General features: G+C 65.5%; 1 protein-coding gene and 1 pseudogene. Both read right to left on the reverse strand.

Annotation, left to right across the window (positions count from 1 at the left end; translation table 11 throughout):
• A pseudogene (locus tag AWB68_RS48020) lies at positions 1-272 on the reverse strand (hypothetical protein); the annotation flags it as partial.
• A gap of 10 nt (positions 273-282) precedes the next feature.
• Positions 283-522: enolase C-terminal domain-like protein (locus AWB68_RS46135; RefSeq protein WP_327384589.1), on the reverse strand; the 240-nt coding region annotated here is incomplete at its 5' end.

Below are 522 nucleotides of genomic sequence, written 5' to 3' on the forward strand. Positions count from 1 at the left end.
GACAGGATCGAGGTGATGAGCGGCGTGACCATCGCCTTGTTGGCGAACGAGCCACGATAGTGTTCGATGGAGCTGTCTGCGAGCACCGATAGTGCGAGCAGCGCCGAGCTCTGGTTGAACGAGCGGGCGGCATCGAGATGCGCGGCTGTTTCTCCACCACGCGCGCGCCCACGATCAGGATGTCGTCGCGTGAACGCGGTCAGAAGGGCGACGCCCGCCGCCACGCCAATGGCGATGCCGGCACGCTGCGTTGTCACGCTCATCACACTCATCGCGGCTCCTTCACACGGCGTAGTTCTGCGCGTCCGGACCTTTCAATTCGAGGCCCAAACCGGGACGCCCGAGATCCGGTGCGATGGCGCCATCGAGCGCGCGTGGCGCGCCGTCGAACAGCATCGCTTCGATGCGCACGTGGTCGTGAAACCATTCCTGATGAACGAGGCGGGGCGCCGCGCACGCCACATGCAGATGCAACGCCGGTGCGCAGTGCGCGGAGAGCGGCACGTGATACGCGTCGCAGAT

This window comes from Caballeronia choica, assembly GCF_001544535.1.
GTDB lineage: Bacteria > Pseudomonadota > Gammaproteobacteria > Burkholderiales > Burkholderiaceae > Caballeronia > Caballeronia choica.